Annotated in this window: 14 protein-coding genes and 1 pseudogene; 5 read left to right on the top strand and 10 right to left on the bottom strand. The window is 38.0% G+C overall.

The window, feature by feature from the left end; all coding sequences use genetic code 11:
• The first annotated feature begins 4 nt into the window (after positions 1–4).
• From ACXAGS_RS06880 to hisS, 4 genes and pseudogenes are all read left to right on the top strand, one after another.
• Positions 5–484, top strand: a complete 480-nt coding sequence (locus ACXAGS_RS06880) for a hypothetical protein (protein ID WP_474905689.1) — start codon at positions 5–7, stop codon at positions 482–484.
• A gap of 255 nt (positions 485–739) precedes the next feature.
• Positions 740–826 (top strand): annotated as a pseudogene (locus ACXAGS_RS06875) (transposase); the annotation flags it as partial.
• Positions 827–1305: 479 nt separating this feature from the next.
• The gene (locus tag ACXAGS_RS06870) at positions 1306–1779 is read left to right on the top strand and encodes a DUF6495 family protein (protein ID WP_474905687.1); all 474 of its coding nucleotides are present in this window, start codon (positions 1306–1308) and stop codon (positions 1777–1779) included.
• 80 nt (positions 1780–1859) lie between these two features.
• The gene (gene hisS / locus ACXAGS_RS06865) at positions 1860–3245 is read left to right on the top strand and encodes a histidine--tRNA ligase (protein ID WP_474905685.1); all 1386 of its coding nucleotides are present in this window, start codon (positions 1860–1862) and stop codon (positions 3243–3245) included.
• Between the two features lie 882 nt (positions 3246–4127).
• Here hisS and ACXAGS_RS06860 read toward each other — a convergent pair.
• A complete protein-coding gene (locus ACXAGS_RS06860) occupies positions 4128–4682 on the bottom strand; it encodes an NUDIX hydrolase (RefSeq protein ID WP_474905683.1) in 555 nt (184 codons plus the stop codon).
• A 6-nt stretch (positions 4683–4688) separates the two neighbouring features.
• Positions 4689–5777 carry a M42 family metallopeptidase gene (locus ACXAGS_RS06855; RefSeq protein ID WP_474906126.1) on the bottom strand — a complete coding sequence of 363 codons (1089 nt, stop codon included), beginning with the start codon at positions 5775–5777 and terminating at the stop codon, positions 4689–4691.
• 102 nt (positions 5778–5879) lie between these two features.
• Here ACXAGS_RS06855 and ACXAGS_RS06850 point away from each other — a divergent pair, with 102 nt between their 5' ends.
• Entirely contained in the window at positions 5880–6560 is a 681-nt protein-coding gene (locus ACXAGS_RS06850; protein ID WP_474905682.1) for a DUF4294 domain-containing protein, read from the top strand.
• On the opposite strand, the gene ACXAGS_RS06845 is transcribed toward ACXAGS_RS06850, so the two are convergent.
• From ACXAGS_RS06845 to ACXAGS_RS06810, 8 genes are all read right to left on the bottom strand, one after another.
• A complete protein-coding gene (locus tag ACXAGS_RS06845) occupies positions 6557–6793 on the bottom strand; it encodes a DUF6095 family protein (RefSeq protein ID WP_474905680.1) in 237 nt (78 codons plus the stop codon). The two genes, ACXAGS_RS06850 and ACXAGS_RS06845, sit on opposite strands and share 4 nt — an antisense overlap.
• Before the next feature lie 24 nt (positions 6794–6817).
• Positions 6818–9220, bottom strand: a complete 2403-nt coding sequence (locus ACXAGS_RS06840) for a TonB-dependent receptor (RefSeq protein WP_474905678.1) — start codon at positions 9218–9220, stop codon at positions 6818–6820.
• On the bottom strand, positions 9220–10038 hold the full coding sequence (locus ACXAGS_RS06835) for a DUF4249 family protein (RefSeq protein ID WP_474905677.1): 819 nt from the start codon (positions 10036–10038) through the stop codon (positions 9220–9222). Before ACXAGS_RS06835 ends, ACXAGS_RS06840 begins: the two co-directional genes overlap by 1 nt.
• A gap of 78 nt (positions 10039–10116) precedes the next feature.
• Positions 10117–12336, bottom strand: coding sequence for an NADP-dependent isocitrate dehydrogenase (locus ACXAGS_RS06830; protein ID WP_474905675.1), 2220 nt, complete (start codon positions 12334–12336; stop codon positions 10117–10119).
• A gap of 563 nt (positions 12337–12899) precedes the next feature.
• On the bottom strand, positions 12900–13250 hold the full coding sequence (rplS, locus tag ACXAGS_RS06825; protein WP_010517981.1) for a 50S ribosomal protein L19: 351 nt from the start codon (positions 13248–13250) through the stop codon (positions 12900–12902).
• A 118-nt stretch (positions 13251–13368) separates the two neighbouring features.
• A complete protein-coding gene (locus ACXAGS_RS06820; protein WP_474905673.1) occupies positions 13369–13686 on the bottom strand; it encodes a hypothetical protein in 318 nt (105 codons plus the stop codon).
• Positions 13687–13692: 6 nt separating this feature from the next.
• Positions 13693–14370, bottom strand: coding sequence for a tRNA (guanosine(37)-N1)-methyltransferase TrmD (gene trmD / locus ACXAGS_RS06815; RefSeq protein ID WP_474905671.1), 678 nt, complete (start codon positions 14368–14370; stop codon positions 13693–13695).
• 27 nt (positions 14371–14397) lie between these two features.
• Positions 14398–15003, bottom strand: coding sequence for a tRNA (guanine-N1)-methyltransferase (locus ACXAGS_RS06810; RefSeq protein WP_474905669.1), 606 nt, complete (start codon positions 15001–15003; stop codon positions 14398–14400).
• Between the last annotated feature and the right edge of the window lie 12 nt (positions 15004–15015).

Here is a 15015-nt window from a genome sequence, read left to right as displayed (position 1 = left end):
ATGAATGAATAAATTTAATAAGGCAGAAAAAAGAGAAAATTTTGAGGCATGGATTGCTACAATAGATGAAAGAATATCAGATTGGTTCCAAAGTTTGAGCAAAGAAGAAGTAGCTCTTTTTGATTACTCTGTTAATTCGTTAGATGAAATAGAAAAGTACCTTATAAATAATTATAGTCTTGACGATTTAAGAGATGTAAAGAATAAAATCCCAATAGATGCAGCTGCAAGCTATATAATAAAAGTGTTTTCAATTCAATGGAAATCTCATGAATTTAAAATTGAACTTGACGATGAAAAAAATATTTTATATAATCGACCTTCGATTAGTACCGTTCCAGAAATAGGCATGGCATTTAGTCCATATCAAATTTTGCCAAGTACTTTAAACTTAAAAAGAGTTGGGGGATTTAGGAAAATACTTGAATCTAAAAAGAGACAGTATGATGAAAAATATGGTGATAAGAAGTCTCACCCAGCATAAGCCTTACTGGCTTTAAAATCACGAACAGTAACATCGATAATGAAGTAGATTTTTTCTTTGAGGTCTGAAGGAAGTTTTTCGACTTCCTTCAGTCTTTTTAGAGAGACTGTGTCGAGCTGTTCATATTCCCCCGCTCCGCAGTAGCTATGCTGCTGCGGTAAATAATCCGCGGCTGGCGCTAGTTTGTAACTAGTGCCGTGAAGAGTAAATAAAAAATATCTAGCAAAAAAAGTTAAATGTTTTATTTTTCGAAACATGAGTAGAAAATACAAATTTCATAATGGCAGTAGTATTTATTTTGTGAGTTTTGCCACTGTAAATAGGATAGATATTTTTACAAGACCCCTGCTCCGCAGTAGCTGTGCTGCTGCGGTAAATAATCTCAAATGGTCTTTATCATTTGCGGCAATACTACAACTTCTGGTAAAATGGATTCCCACGCTAGCTCTAGTTTATAACTAGTGCCGTACGGAGTAGGAAGGGGAAAGTACCGAGTAGAAAGTACTAAGTATAAAGTACAAAGTGCCGTCTATATTCGTCATGCAAAACTTGTTTCAGCACCTTGTTGCTGTAGTAAAGAGAATTTCTATTTCATAAATTGCTATTGCTGTCCGTTCGAGCGCAGTCGAGACCTCTTGGAAAGTAATATGCGCAAATCGCCATATGTTATTAAATCTCTTGGTAAATTCATTTTTTCACTTTACTTCTATCCACCAAAAACGAAAGACTAAAAACGAAAAACGAGCAACCAAAAACAAACAACAAACACAACACAACTTTCCGTATTTTTGCAGCCAATTTAGTACAGCAGCAATACAACCATGAAATACAGAAGACTCACTAAAGAGCAGTTAGAAGAGCTACACCAAGAGTTTATCAACTTTTTAGCAACCCAAAGCATTACCGCAACGGAGTGGGAGCAATTAAAAAAAGACAAGCCAGAAGTAGCAGAAGAGGAGATAGATGTGTTTAGCGATTTAATCTGGGAAGGGGTTTTAAACAAGGTAAACTACTTAGAAAACATCTCGGAACGTCACATGCATCTGTTTCATTTAGAAGAGAAAGAGATGAAACTGATTTCCGTAAAGGTGATGAATCCAGAAATAGACCTACGCACCAAAGAAGGTTTTGGTTGGTTTAAAAAGAATTGGCAATCAGACTTTGTAGAATACCTCACCGCGTCTAAAGCATATAGCAACGATAAAAATGCAGATAAGTTTGAGCTTATTAAACAAGGGGCGGTCATAACCAAAGGGGAATTGTGCCAATGGTTCAATGCTATTATAGACAACTAAATACCTAATTACAAAGGCGGCCTGGCCCAACTTTGGCAGGGCGGCCATGGCAACTTATATTTGCATTTTAAACACAACTTATGGCCCAAAAACCAAGCATACCTAAAGGAACTCGCGATTTTTCTCCAGTAGAAGTTGCTAAACGTAACCACATTATCAAAACCATAAAAAAGCATTTTGAAACCTTTGGGTTTATGCCTATTGAAACGCCAAGTTTTGAGAATTCGGATACCCTTTTGGGCAAGTATGGAGAAGAGGGTGACCGTCTTATTTTTAAGATTCTAAATTCGGGCGACTTTATTTCTAAAGTAGATGATGTAACGTACAGCTCTAAAAATAGCAGTACCATAGCACCTAAAATTACGGAGAAAGCCCTACGGTACGACCTTACGGTACCTTTTGCGCGGTATGTGGTAATGCACCAGAACGAGATAGATTTTCCGTTTAAACGTTACCAAGTACAGCCTGTTTGGCGTGCAGATAGACCGCAAAAAGGGCGTTTTAGGGAGTTTTACCAGTGCGATGCTGATGTGGTGGGTGCCAACAGCCTGTTGCAAGAGGTGGAGTTTGTACAGTTGTACGATGCTGTTTTTACAGATTTAGGGCTTACGGGTACCACCATTAAACTAAACAATAGAAAAGTGTTGTCTGGTATAGCAGAAGTTATTGGTGCGCAACACCTATTGGTAGATTTTACCGTGGCCTTAGATAAGTTAGATAAGATTGGAGAAGAAAAAGTAAAAGAAGAAATGTTGGCCAAAGGCATTTCAGCAGCTGCTATTGCCAAGGCGCAACCGCTTTTTAATATGCAGGGTTCTGTTGCCGAGCAATTAGACCAACTAAAAGATTTGTTGGTTACTTCTGAAGTGGGTATGAAGGGTATAGCAGAGCTAGATGAAATTCTAGAAACCGTAACGGAGTTAGGCTTAAAGTCTGCTAAGCTAGAACTAGATGTTACTTTGGCGCGTGGATTAAACTATTATACAGGAGCAATTTTTGAAGTTGCCGCTCCAGAGGGCGTAAAAATGGGTTCTATAGGTGGCGGTGGCCGCTATGATGATCTTACCGGTATTTTTGGACTTAAAGATGTGAGTGGTGTAGGTATTTCTTTTGGTTTAGACCGAATTTATCTAGTGTTAGAAGAGCTGGATTTGTTTCCAAAAGCTATGGAGCAGTCTTTAGATGTGCTATGTCTAAATTTTGGGCAAAAAGAAGGTCGTGCCGCGTTACGTCTGGTTACGGCATTACGTGGTCATGGTTTGCGTGCAGATTTGTATCCGTCTGCAACCAAAATGCAAAAGCAATTTAAATACGCGGATAAGCGCAATGTACCGTATGTTATTCTTTTGGGTGAAAGTGAAATTGCCCAAGGAGAATTTACCGTAAAAGACATGGCAAAAGGTGAGCAAACCAATTATAGCCTTACCGATTTGGAAGCTTTTGTTGCCAAAGCGAAGCAGCAGTAATTTGTTGTCAGGTCGAGCGCAGTCGAGACCTCTTGGCAAGTACAAAGTGCCGTCTGTATCGTCATGCTGAACTTGTTTCAGCATCTCACCCTTGAGTTAAAGGTTAGTAGTTAAAAGTTAAAAGGGAAAAGCACTGATTATTAAGTGCTAAGTATTAAGTGTCGTCTGTATCGTCATGCTGAACTTGTTTTAGCATCTTGTTTCTAAGAATTGATGGTGTCATTTCGATAGGAAAAGCGAAGCTTTGACTGAGAAATCTTTTATTTAAGTATGAAGTACAAAGATTAGCCGTTATTGTACTCCACCTTATAATCTTTTGTTTTAAGAATTGTCAGGTCGAGCGCAGTCGAGACCTTTTGACAAGTAGTAAGTACAGAGTACTATCAAATAGCTACTCTATGTCATTTCGATAGGAATATCATGGCTCTGACTGAGAAGTCTTTTTCTTTTGTCTTGATACAAAATGAAACAAAAAATCAAGTCTGTATGAGGTACTTGCAACGCAACACTCGCTCTCAAGGCTGCATGCTCTTTTTCGAACAAGTTCGAAACGCACTTTCGCTATTTCGCTCATTAGTACTGCATACCGACGGTTTTGGCTACCCGAAATATTCATTTTTTAATGCATTTATGTATGACTGAGAAATCTATTTAAAAAACAAATACAGGTGCTTCCTTTAGTAAGGGGAGCTGTCCGCAGGACTGAGGGGTCTGTTTTGAAGTTAGAAGTTAATAGTACTAAGTATTAACTACTGTCTGTTGTTCACTACATTGGTAAAATCTTTTTTTACTTTGTTGCTATCCACGAAAAATGATTAACGAATAACAATCAACGAACAACGAACAACGAACAACGAACAACGAACAACGAAAAACGAACAACTACCGTTTAAGTCGAGCCTGTATTTCCTTGCAAATTAGTTTATAATAATCTGTCCCGTGCGGCACGTAGGCATTGGTTTTTGCCAGTCCCCACGTTTCTTCTGCAAACTGTAGGAACGGTTTTAGTTGTAACGCTTCAACCTCAGATTCTTGTTTGCTTAATTGTGATAAAGGCACGGTAAGTTCACACAAATACACCTGGTGAAATTCGTTATCCTGTATTCCATTAGGGTGGGTATGCATCGCTTTAACAACTGCAACTTTCTCTAACTTTTCGGGCGTAATCCTTAATCCAATTTCTTCAAATACTTCTCGCGTAGCGGCAACCTCATAGGCTTCGCCTGCTGCAATATGCCCTGCAACGGAAACATCCCAAAGTAGGGGGTGGGTCGCCTTATTTTTACCACGCTGTTGTAGTAAAACTTCACCTCTTTTGGTATAAAACCATACATGCACCGTAGGATGAAAAAGTCCCCGTTTATGTGCTTGGGACTTAAGCAAAACGGTTCCCGTTGGGGAACCGTCTTCATGCAATATATCTATCAATTCGTCCATAAAAGACTATTCAAAATAGCTAAAGGTTTCCCCGTCTTTAATGTTCAGTAGGGTTTCGTAAATTAATTTAATTACATTTTCTACATCGTCTCTATGTACCATTTCTACCGTAGTGTGCATGTAGCGTAACGGTAAAGAAATTAGTGCAGATGCAACACCACCATTGCTATAGGCAAAGGCATCAGTATCTGTTCCAGTGTATCTAGAAGATGCCTGTCTTTGGAAGGGGATGTTCTTTTCTTCTGCAGTATCTAAAATTAAATCGCGCAATTTTTGTTGTACAGCAGGCGCATAAGAAACAACAGGGCCTTTACCAATATGGGTTTCGCCTTGGGTTTTCTTGTCAATCATTGGGGTAGTGGTATCATGGGTTACATCTGTAACTATAGCCACATTAGGTTTAATACGTTGGGTAATCATTTCTGCACCACGCAAGCCAATCTCTTCTTGCACGGAATTGGTAATGTACAATCCAAAAGGTAGTTTTTTACCATTTTCGTGTAACAAACGTGCTACCTCTGCAATCATAAATCCGCCTGCACGGTTATCAATAGCCCTACACACAAATTTATCGTTGTTCAATACTTGAAATTCGTCTGGGTAGGTAATTACGCAACCCACGTGTACGCCCATTTTTTCTACCTCTTCCTTGTCTTTTGCACCTATATCAATAAAAATGTTATCAATCTTTGGAGCCTCTTCTTTCTCATTTTTACGGGTATGGATGGCCGGCCAGCCAAAAACGCCTTTTACAATTCCATTTTTGGTATGGATGTTTACCCATTTAGACGGTGCAATTTGGTGGTCACTACCGCCATTTCTTATCACATAGATAAGCCCATTATCCGTAATGTAATTTACGTACCAAGATATTTCATCAGAATGGCCCTCTATCACTACTTTATATTTGGCCTCTGGATTAATAACCGCAACAGCAGTACCGTAGGTATCCGTTATAAACTCATCTACGTACGGTTTTAGGTAATCCATCCATATTTTTTGCCCTTCCCACTCGTAACCGGTAGGGGAAGCATTGTTCAAATATTTCTCAAAAAATGCTAACGACTTTTCGGTAAGTATGCTTTTCTCTGCCATAGTTTTATATTTCATTGCAAACTTAGCAATTTAAAGAGGATTTAATAATATGAGCTGTTTCTAATCGTTACCTTTGGTAAGGTTTTTGTTCTAAAAGTTAGCATGAAAAAGATAGTTACAATTTTGGCACTGTTTTATGCGGTTGTAGTGATTGGGCAGCAGAAAGAAATGGATTCTACGGCCTATTTGGTACGTATGGAAGGCGATACTACTTGGACCCAAACCATTGCCTTGGACGATGTGTATATTTTTGGAAAGCTTTCTTTTAAAGATAAAAAGGAACGGTTACGTTATTATATACTTAGACGAAAAACGTTGAAAGTATACCCGTATGCAAAAATGGCTGCAGAACGTTTGGTAGAGCTTAACGATAGTCTTACAAAAATTGACAAAAAACGCCATCAGAAAAAGTATACACGTAAAGTGCAGAAGTATATTGAAGGCGAGTTTTCTGATGAACTTAAAAAGCTTACCCGTACAGAAGGTCAGATTTTAATAAAGTTAATTCATAGACAAACCGGAACAACTGCTTTTGACTTGGTAAAAGAGCTGCGTAATGGTTGGCGTGCCTTTTGGTACAATACTACGGCAAGCGCTTTTAAAATAAGTCTAAAAGAAGAGTTTAAACCACAGAGTGTGCACGAAGATTACTTAATAGAAGACATCTTACAACGTGCTTTTGCTGCCAACCAATTAAAACGGCAAAAATCGGTTTTGGATTATGACTATGCGGAGCTGAGCAACAAATGGAAAACAGCTAAAACGGAATCTGCAAGCAATTAAGATTTGGTCTTTTTACCAAAAACGGCGTCCATAACCAGTTGCACAGACCTAAACCCCATGTAAATGGCGGCTATGGCCAAAACAATTCCTATAATAAGTACAGGGTAATACAATACGTTTTCTGTGTTTTTAAAAGCCTGATAAAGGACAAAAGGAGCTAAAAACATCAAAAAAACCGTTTTTAAAAAAGATTTAATGCCTTTAACCAACAAGTCCTTATCCGTTTTTCTCATAACGCAAAGATAGTTAAGCCCAAGTTAGAATTTAAAATTATAGGTAACGGACGGGATTAGACCAAATATTGCGGTTCTAGTTGCTTCGTTTCTACCGTTATCTTCATTTCTACTAAAGTTGATAGAGGCCGCATTACGTCTGTTGTAAACGTTATAGATGCTAAACACCCATTCGCCCTGCAGTTTTCTATTTTTATTTTTTCTAGGCGTTAAAGTGGCCGATAGGTCTAAGCGATGATAAGCCGGTAATCGGGTTTTGTTTCTTTCGCCGTAAATAGGTACAACCAAGCCTTGCTGTTGAAATTGCCCTACGGGATAGTTGGTAGGTTGCCCAGTTTGGAAGATAAAATTGGAGCCAAAAGACCATTTATCGTTCAGTTCGTAATTGGCGTTTATAGATAAGTCGTGGGTTTTATCATACGCACTGGCATACCAATTTCCATTATTGATTCCGGTTTCTATTGGCGTTCTGCCAGGAGTACGTTGTTCTGAACGTGATAGGGTATAGGACAACCAACCGGTTAGGTCACCTTCATTTTTTCTAAAAAGGAATTCTAACCCGTAAGCTCTTGCTTGCCCGTTTAAGATTACTTGTTCTATGGCATTATTGGCTATTAAATCCGCTCCATCTATATAGTCTATTCGGTTTTGGATGTCTTTATAAAAGCCTTCTACTTCTAAAGTATAATCGCCTCCGTTTATCGTTTTAAAATAGCCTAGGGCATATTGGTCTAACAATTGCGGTTGTACAAAAGGTCCGCTTGGGGTCCAAACATCTAAAGGAGTAGGGGAGCTGGTATTGGATAATAAATGTAGGTATTGGGCTAATCTGGTATAACTTGTTTTTATACTTGAATTATCGTTTAGGGTATAGGCAATTGCAAGCCTTGGTTCTAAATTGGTGAACTTTGCCAAACTACCTCCTTTACCGGGCCTAAGTGTATCTAATGGGGTTGCTTCTTTATAAACTTGTTGGCGTTCGTCAAAAACTACTGCTTGGTTGTTTTGGTAGGTAAAAAATTTGTCTTGTCCCAACCGATTAAAATGACTAACCCGCAACCCGTAATTTACCGATAGTTTATTGGATATTTCATGTTCTACATCTATATAAGCAGCCGCCTCGTTTGCATATTTTTTGGTAAGCTGGTCTTCAATTATGCCCGAGTTAGACCGGTTGGGTGTTATTTCACCAGGATTAAAAACGTAGTAAATATTATTTAAGCCATAATTAATTTGAAGCTTGTTGTTTAAGTAGTGTTTTAAATCGTACTTCACATTAAAATTCTGAATGCCAGAATCCCATTCAAAGCCTACAAAATCAAGCTCCAAGCCGTAATAATAATCCGAATAAATAAGCGATAGATTGGAAAAAAGCCTATCATTAAACAAATGGTTCCAACGTAAATTACCAACCGCATTTCCATAAACGTTTACAAAACTCTCGTTTAGGCTAAATAAATCACGACCAAAATAACCGGATAAATACAAACTGTTGTTCTCATTTATTCTGTGATTAATTTTGGTGTTTACATCATAGAAATAGGCTTTACTATCAATATCAAACAGCGGTAAAAACAAATGGGCGTAAGAAGACCTGCCTCCAATTAAAAAAGCGGTACGGTCTTTTTGAATAGGCCCTTCTATTAACAAACGGCTGGCCACGGCACCTACACCACCATTTACTTTAAATTCTTTGCTATTGCCTTCTTTCTGGTAGATATCCAAAACGGAGGAAACACGACCACCGTACCTAGCTGGGATACCGCCTTTATACAATTTTAAATCTTTTATGGCGTCCGGATTAAATACAGAGAAAAAACCAAACAGGTGGGAAGAATTAAAAACAGTAGCTTCGTCTAGCAAAATAAGGTTTTGGTCTACGGCACCACCTCTTACGTTGAATCCAGAAGAACCCTCGCCGGCATTGGTAACCCCAGGTAAGAGCACTAAAGATTTAATCACATCTGCCTCTCCTAAAACAACGGGTACTTTTTTAATGGTAGCCGCAGAAAGGCTATTTACGCTCATTTGCGGTTTGCGTACATCTAACCGTTCTACATCTTCAGAAACCACAACTTCTGCCAATTGTTCTGCCTCTTCGGTTAATGCAAAATCCATTTTGGTGTTTTGTTCTAAGTTTACGGTTACGTATTCCTCCTTAAAACCCATGTAGGAAACTACTATTTGGTAACTGCCTTGTGGTAATGTTAAAGAATAAAACCCATATTCATTGGTTACGGTACCGGTGCTAAGGCTGGTTACCGCAACGGTAACACCAATTAACGTCTCGTTACTACTTGCTTCTTTAACTACACCGCTCAGCGTATATTTTTCTTGGGCAAAACCAGTATTTGAATAGAAGAGAAATACAAATAGCAACAGTAATTGTGCGTATCTAAAGCGATTGGGGAGGGAATGTTTTTGCATTATTCTATACGGATTAAGGCAATATCGGTTTCGCTTAGGGCAAAATAACCTAGGGCGTAGTTTTCTGGATTGGTGGTGTTATAGAGGTTGCCTCTAACATTTGCCGGGGCTACACCAAAACCACCGCCGCCACCATTTTCGCCAGATTGGGTTAAAATTTGCTCGGTGTAGGCAGCAAAATCTTTATCAATACCCAATAGGGTAATGGTTAACAAATCTCCGGGCTCTACCTCCTCATAATAATACGAAAAGGTTAGGCCGTTATCGGTATAATATTCATCGTCTGAAACCAAAAAATTATTAAATCCAAAGGCAAAAAGGTAGTAGTTGCGTTCTCCAACAACATCCTTGAATGAAATAATAACTTCCGTTTCTTCTTCTTCGTCTAATAGAAAACCATCGCCTTGGGTTACACTTTCTATGGTACCGCTACGCATAAGCTGGGTTGTGGCCGTGTACGTTTCGTTATTATAAGTTACAATTAGGGAATAGGCTCTGTTGAACTCCAAATCAGGGATGCCATCACGGAATATTCCGGGCTCGTTTTCCTGTAGGGGATAGGTTTCTCCTGTGGTTTCGTCCCGTAATAGAACGGTTGCATTTTCCGCAGCGGGTACTTCTTGGTCAAAAAATGGAGCAGTTAAAGTAAGTTTAACCTCACCAACGGTAACAGGCTCACCATTATTAAAGTTATAACCTATTATGGCATCTACCACCAATCTAGGTTCTGTTGTTTCTAAATCTACATCTATGGGGTCTTCGCAGGCAATAAAAAGCCCCCCCAAGATTAAAATTCTAGCAATTTTTTTAACTAACATGGGTAACTAATAGATTCCAAAAGTAGGTAATGGAACCCATAGTTACCCATGCTTAACTTTTTTTTAAAGGTTTTGTCCTTATGCTATTTTAGCTAGAATGGCATTAAAGGTTGTAGAAGGTCTCATTGCCTTAGAAGCCAATTCGGAATCTGGAAGATAATATCCACCAATTTCTACCGCTTGCCCTTGTGCGTCTATTAATTCTTGTGCAATAACCGCTTCTTTTTCTGTCATTTCCTGGGCTATTGGTCCAAAGGTTGCTTTTAAGGCATTGTCTTTGTCTTGCGCTGCCAATTCTTGTGCCCAATACAGTGCCAAATAAAAATGACTACCTCTAGTATCCCTTTCATTTACTTTTCTCGAAGGCGATTTGTCGTTTAACAAGAAACGTTCTGTAGCCTTGTCCAAAGTTTCTGCTAAAACTAATGCGGTTGAATTATTATTCTTTTCGCCATAATGCTCTAAAGAAACACCTAACGCTAGAAATTCACCAAGGGAATCCCAACGTAAATGCCCTTCTTCTACAAATTGTTCCACGTGTTTAGGGGCAGAACCACCGGCACCGGTTTCAAATAAGCCACCACCATTCATTAACGGTACAATGGAAAGCATTTTTGCGCTAGTACCTACCTCTAATATTGGAAATAAATCTGTAAGATAATCTCTTAAAACGTTACCAGAAACAGAGATGGTATCTTTACCTTCTTTCATTCTTTTTAAGGTAAATTCCGTTGCTTTAAGTGGAGAAAGTATATGTATCTCTAGGCCTTCCGTATTGTGTGCTTTAAGATATTCGTTTACTTTTTTAATTAATTCTGCGTCGTGTGCTCTATCTTCATCTAGCCAGAAAACAGCAGGCCATCCTGTTGCTTTGGCCCTTGAGATTGCTAACTTTACCCAGTCTTTAATAGGCTCATCTTTTACTTGACACATTCTCCAGATATCCCCGGCTTCTACTTCATGTTGCATTAAAACAGCACCCGTAGCTTCGTCTATAACTTTAACAGTGCCCGCTTGGTCTAACTCAAAGGTTTTGTCGTGAGAACCATATTCTTCCGCTTTTTGGGCCATAAGACCTACATTGGGAACAGTTCCCATGGTTGTTGGGTCAAAAGCACCATTTTCTTTACAGAAATCTATTGTTGCTTGGTAGATTGCGGCGTAGCTACTATCTGGGATTATGGCTTTGGTGTCTTGTAGAATACCATCCTTGTCCCACATTTTTCCAGAATTACGGATCATAGCGGGCATAGATGCATCTATGATAATATCACTAGGAACATGTAGATTGGTAATACCTTTATCTGAATTTACCATTGCCAAATCTGGCCCGTTAGCTATAGTATTGGCAATAGCTTCCTCAATTTCATTTCTTTTACTTTCTGATACATTATCCAGTTTATCAAAAAGACTTTCCAAACCATCATTTGGAGATATGCCAGCTTCTTTTAACTCTGCCTCATAAGTATTAAATACGTCTCCGAAATAAGCTTTTACAGCGTGACCAAAAATAATTGGGTCACTCACTTTCATCATGGTAGCTTTTAAGTGTAAGGAAAGTAAAAGTCCTTTTTCCTTTGCTTCTGCCACCTCTTTTTGTAAAAATGCGGTTAGAGCCGCTTTGCTCATCACCGTGGCATCAATAATTTCTTTATCCAACAAAGACAAACCTTCTTTTAAGATAGTAGTGCCGTTATTGTTTTCTAAAACAATTTTAACGGCCTTTGCCTGGTCTAGAGTCAAGGATTTTTCATTGGACCTAAAATCACCTGAGGTCATGGTAGCCACATGGGTTTGGGAATCTTTGCTCCATGCACCCATTTTATGCGGATTATTCTTAGCATAATTTTTCACGGCTTTTGGAGCTCTACGGTCAGAGTTACCCTCACGTAATACGGGATTTACCGCACTACCTTTAATTTTGTCATACTTGGCCTTAATTTCTTTTTCTTCTTGGTTCTTAGGCTCAGAAGGGTAATTGGGAAGGTTGTATCCTTTTTCTTGTAATTCTTCTATGGCCTCTGTAAGCTGCGGTATAGAGGCACTAATATTTGGCAATTTAATAATGTTGGCCTCTGGGGTTTTAGCAATTGCACCAAGGCTGGCAAGATCATCTGAGATTTGTTGATCCTCCTTTAGGTATTCTGGGAATGTGGCTATAATTCTACCAGCTAAAGAAATGTCTTTGGTTTCGATATCTATAGCAGCGGTTTTGGTAAAGGCTTGTACTATTGGAAGAAAAGATTGCGTAGCAAGCGCTGGGGCTTCGTCTGTTTTAGTGTAGAGTATTTTTGCCATTTAAAAAGTTTTGTTTTTAAGCGTGGCAAATATACAATTTTAACGGTGTCTAAATTATGCTAGAATACTAATTTGGAATACAAAAAGGGCATTAAATGTTAAAAGCCATGTTAATACAACAGCATTAACATGGCTTTTTTAGTAATTCTAGTAATCTCTTCTAGAATTCTAATCTTTGCCTTAGCATAAGTGCATAGGCAAGTTGACGTTTAGATTATTAAAAATTGCTTTTAATAATTTTTCGGTTGTTGCATTTTCCAACTTTGTCAAAACAAGTTTTACCCAACTGTTCGCACACAAAGTAAATATTGTGATACATACTTTTTTGGAAGGTGGCCAAAAGCCAGGCATCCGCATAGGAAATACATCAATTTAATAAAGAACGTCTGCTTTTTAAATTGTAAGGTTATACCCTTTCAACACAACTAATTTACTTAAAAATCTAAAACGGCCTAATTTTTTAACATATTAATAATGAACAGTTTATAAACTATAGTTATTCACAATTGTTCATAAAAAAAGCACCCATGATGGGTGCTTTTTGCATATGGTTTAGACTTGACTTAAGAACGAATTTCTTTAAGTCTTGCTTTCTTACCTCTAAGTTGTCTAAAGTAGAAGATTCTAGCTCTACGTACTTTACCTCTTTTGTTAACTTCAATTTTTTGTAAAGCAGGCATATTGATTGGAAAGATACGCTCAACACCTACAGTACCACTCATTTTACGAATGGTGAAAGTTTCGGTTGCACCACTACCTCTTCTTTGGATAACTACCCCTCTAAAGAACTGGGTTCTGGTTTTTTCACCTTCCTTAATTTCATAATATACAGTGATGGTGTCACCTGCAGAAAATTTAGGAAATTCTTTTTTTGCTACGAATTCGTCTTCTACAAACTTAATTAAAGATTCCATTTTAATCTTTTTAATTGATTTAATAAGAACAACTTACACGATTATCGTCAGAGGTTGTAATTATGCGAGTGCAAAATTAGTTTTAATTTTTTATTGGACAAGCGTTTCTCTTGATTTTTTATTGGTTTTTGGCTTTAGGAAGCCTCACAACAAATAATATAAGACCTACTGCCAACAAAAGGCTTGGGAATACCGCCAATAAATTAAAAATCATTTGTGCGGAAACAAGAGATTCTACAGATTTTTTAGCATAAATAAGGGGCACAAAAATACGACCCGTAAATACAAACAATTCTAAAAGGGCGCCAATTAGTATTAGGTAGCTAGGTGCTCCTTTTCTTTTGTAAACCAATAAAACACCAAAAATCACGAATAGAATACTTACTATTAAGCCTAAAATACCGGTTAGAATTGAGAATATACTGAGGTGTTCCATCTGTACTTATTTGTCTAATAAATCTGGTCTACGCTCTCTGGTTCTTTTTAAAGCCTGTTCTTCCCGCCATTTTTCTATTTTTGGAAAGTTGCCCGTAGTCAAAATTTCAGGTACCTTATGTCCGTTATAGTCAGCTGGTCTAGTGTACACTGGCGGAGCAAGGAGGTTATCTTGAAACGTATCTGTAAGTGCGGAGGTTTCATCATTAAGTACGCCGGGTAGCAATCTTATAATTGCATCGGAAACAACGGCTGCGGCCAACTCTCCTCCAGACAATACATAATCTCCTATGGATATTTCTTTGGTAATAAATAAGTCTCTAACTCTTTGGTCTACACCTTTATAATGCCCGCATAGGATAATAATATTACCTTTTAAAGATAGTTCATTGGCAATACGCTGGTTAAATGTCTCGCCATCAGGTGTCATATAAATTACCTCATCATACTGGCGTTCTGCTTTTAAACCATTAATGCATTTTTCTATAGGTTCTATCATTAGAACCATACCGGCCCCACCACCAAATTGGTAATCATCTACTTGCTTGTATTTGTTACTGGTGTAGTCTCTAAGTTGATGCAGGTGTACCTCTACTAAGCCTTTGTCTATGGCGCGTTTTAGAATTGAGGCCTCAAAAGGACTTTGCAACAATTCTGGTAAAACCGTGATGATATCTATACGCACCTATATTTGTTTAAATTCGGTTTACTATTACTTACGATTCTTGTTGATTTCGTCTTGTAATTTCCTACTTATTTTTTGCTCTCTTTCCAAAGCTCTTCTTCTGTGCTGCTCATATTCCGTTTCCAGTTCTGCCAAAGCATCTTTTGCCTGTACGGTTAAAGCATTACTATTTTTAAATTTATAGATGAAAAATGCAAGAAAGATAACCAAGGCAAAAATGATAGACCAAACAATTAGTTTGTAGGTGCCTTTAGGCATTAAAGCGCCTAAAAATTGAATGCTATCTTTTTCTTCTGTAATGTTTTCTAGATTGCTACTAGTTTCGCCTAATCTTGAATTTAAACTGTTTATTTCAGTTTCATTTTTTTCTATGGTAGCTCTTAAACCGGTAATTGTGCTATTAGCGGTTTTAATAGAATCTAACACATTACTTTGTAGTGCTTCCAATTCCAATACCCGAACAACTTCATACCGCTTACCTTGAGCCCTATAATTTCCAGATTTTCTAATAAGTGTTTCAAATTGGCCTTTAATGGAATTGTCTTCTACCGCATTCTCCTCAGTGTTTTCCTGTGCATATCCAAAAGATAAGGATAAAGCTAATGTAAATAGGATAATAGAGAGGTTTTTCATAGTGTTTCGCTT

The organism is Croceivirga sp. ABH4_376, assembly GCF_056160685.1.
The sequence above is the reverse complement of the archived record's forward strand: the minus strand, read 5'-3'. Positions and strand labels throughout refer to the sequence as shown.

Bases quoted from the DNA above. Each gene is read 5' to 3' on its own strand.
- ACXAGS_RS06835 (WP_474905677.1), bottom strand. From the start codon at position 10,038: ATGTTAGTTAAAAAAATTGCTAGAATTTTAATCTTGGGGGGGCTTTTT.
- ACXAGS_RS06870 (WP_474905687.1), top strand. From the start codon at position 1,306: ATGAAATACAGAAGACTCACTAAAGAGCAGTTAGAAGAGCTACACCAA.
- ACXAGS_RS06830 (WP_474905675.1), bottom strand. From the start codon at position 12,336: ATGGCAAAAATACTCTACACTAAAACAGACGAAGCCCCAGCGCTTGCT.
- ACXAGS_RS06860 (WP_474905683.1), bottom strand. From the start codon at position 4,682: ATGGACGAATTGATAGATATATTGCATGAAGACGGTTCCCCAACGGGA.
- ACXAGS_RS06850 (WP_474905682.1), top strand. From the start codon at position 5,880: ATGAAAAAGATAGTTACAATTTTGGCACTGTTTTATGCGGTTGTAGTG.
- hisS (WP_474905685.1), top strand. From the start codon at position 1,860: ATGGCCCAAAAACCAAGCATACCTAAAGGAACTCGCGATTTTTCTCCA.
- ACXAGS_RS06855 (WP_474906126.1), bottom strand. From the start codon at position 5,777: ATGGCAGAGAAAAGCATACTTACCGAAAAGTCGTTAGCATTTTTTGAG.
- ACXAGS_RS06845 (WP_474905680.1), bottom strand. From the start codon at position 6,793: ATGAGAAAAACGGATAAGGACTTGTTGGTTAAAGGCATTAAATCTTTT.
- ACXAGS_RS06820 (WP_474905673.1), bottom strand. From the start codon at position 13,686: ATGGAACACCTCAGTATATTCTCAATTCTAACCGGTATTTTAGGCTTA.
- ACXAGS_RS06810 (WP_474905669.1), bottom strand. From the start codon at position 15,003: ATGAAAAACCTCTCTATTATCCTATTTACATTAGCTTTATCCTTATCT.
- ACXAGS_RS06880 (WP_474905689.1), top strand. From the start codon at position 5: ATGAATAAATTTAATAAGGCAGAAAAAAGAGAAAATTTTGAGGCATGG.
- rplS (WP_010517981.1), bottom strand. From the start codon at position 13,250: ATGGAATCTTTAATTAAGTTTGTAGAAGACGAATTCGTAGCAAAAAAA.
- ACXAGS_RS06840 (WP_474905678.1), bottom strand. From the start codon at position 9,220: ATGCAAAAACATTCCCTCCCCAATCGCTTTAGATACGCACAATTACTG.